Annotated in this window: 2 protein-coding genes; both read left to right on the forward strand. The window is 67.0% G+C overall.

Annotation, left to right across the window (positions count from 1 at the left end; translation table 11 throughout):
• On the forward strand, nt 1-883 hold an 883-nt coding region (locus ACSNOG_RS32675; protein WP_436756324.1), incomplete at its 5' end, for a substrate-binding domain-containing protein.
• Nucleotides 884-894: 11 nt separating this feature from the next.
• Nucleotides 895-1,728 (forward strand): ATP-binding cassette domain-containing protein (locus ACSNOG_RS32680; RefSeq protein ID WP_436756325.1); only part of this gene is annotated, 834 nt, incomplete at its 3' end.

Below are 1,728 nucleotides of genomic sequence, written 5' to 3' on the forward strand. Positions count from 1 at the left end.
CGACACCGTCGTCCTTTACGAGAACGCCAAGCAGGACGCCTCCGTCCAGCAGCAGCAGGTCGACACGATGATCACGAAGAAGGTCGACGCGCTGATCGTCGACTCCGTGGACGCCAAGTCGATAGCTTCCTCGGTGAAGAAGGCGAACGACAAGGGAATTCCCGTCGTCGCGTACGACCGGCTGGCCGAGGGCCCGATCAAGGCCTACACCTCCGTCGACAACGAGCGCGTCGGCAAGATCCAGGGCGAGTCGCTGCTCAAGGAGCTCGGCGACAACGCTTCCAAGGGCGAGATCGTCATGATGAACGGGTCGGTCACCGACCCGAACGCCAAGATGTACAAGGACGGGGCCCACTCCGTACTCGACGGCAAGGTCAAGGTCGGCAAGGAGTACGACACCAAGGAGTGGAAGCCGGAGAACGCCAACGAGAACATGAAGGGCGCGATCTCCTCGCTGGGCAAGGAGAACATCGTCGGCGTCTACTCCGCCAACGACGGCATGGCCGGCGGCATCATCACCGCCCTGAAGAGCGCGGGCTTCGACAAGCTCCCGCCCGTCACCGGCCAGGACGCCGAGCTCTCCGCCGTCCAGCGGATCCTCTCCGACGAGCAGTTCATGAGCGTTTACAAGCCTTACAAGCCCGAGGCCGATGCCGCCGCGGAGATGGCTGTCGCGCTCGCCAAGGGGAAGGCGCTCGACGGCATCGCCAAGTCCACCGTCGACAGCGGGACGCAGAAGAAGGTTCCTTCCATCATCGTCACCCCCTTCGCACTGACCAAGGCCGACATCGCGAAGTACGTCGGTCAGGAGGGCTTCTTCAACCGCGACGAGATCTGCACCGAGAAGTACAAGGCTCAGTGCGACTCGGCCGGGATCAAGTAGGGGTTCCGCAGATGTCCGCCACATCCGTCACATCCGTCACGCAAGCCAAGGACGCCGCCCCCGTCCTCGCCCTGCGCGGGATTTCCAAGCGCTTCGGTGCCGTCCAGGCGCTCACCGACGTCGACCTGGAGATCCACGCGGGCGAGGTGGTCGCCCTCGTCGGCGACAACGGCGCCGGCAAGTCCACCCTCGTCAAGACCATCGCCGGCGTCGGCCCCGCCGACGACGGGGTCATCGAGTGGGAGGGCCGGCCCGTCACCGTCGACCGGCCGCACGCCGCGCAAGAGCTCGGCATCGCGACCGTCTACCAGGACCTCGCGCTCTGCGACAACCTCGACGTCGTCGGCAACCTCTTCCTCGGCCGCGAGATCTCGCGCGCCGGGGTGCTCGACGAGGTCGAGATGGAGCGCCGCGCCCGTGAGCTGCTCTCCACCCTGTCCATCCGGATCCCCAGTGTCCGTATCCCCATCGCCTCGCTCTCCGGCGGGCAGCGGCAGACCGTCGCCATCGCCCGCTCGCTGCTCGGCGAGCCCAAGATCGTCATCCTCGACGAGCCGACCGCGGCGCTCGGCGTCGAGCAGACCGCGCAGGTCCTGGACCTGGTCGAGCGGCTGCGCGAGCGCGGCCTCGGCGTCATCCTCATCAGCCACAACATGGCCGACGTGAAGGCCGTCGCCGACCGCGTTGCCGTGCTCCGGCTCGGTCGCAACAACGGCACGTTCTCGGTGGCGAGCACCACCCAGGAAGAGATCATTTCCGCCATCACCGGTGCGACGGACAACGCTGTCACGCGGCGCCGGGCCCGCTCCGCGGAGGCCATCAAGGCGACGGAGGCCGCCGAACCC

Origin of the sequence: Streptomyces sp. URMC 124, from assembly GCF_051386455.1 — a bacterium.
Lineage (GTDB): Bacteria > Actinomycetota > Actinomycetes > Streptomycetales > Streptomycetaceae > Streptomyces.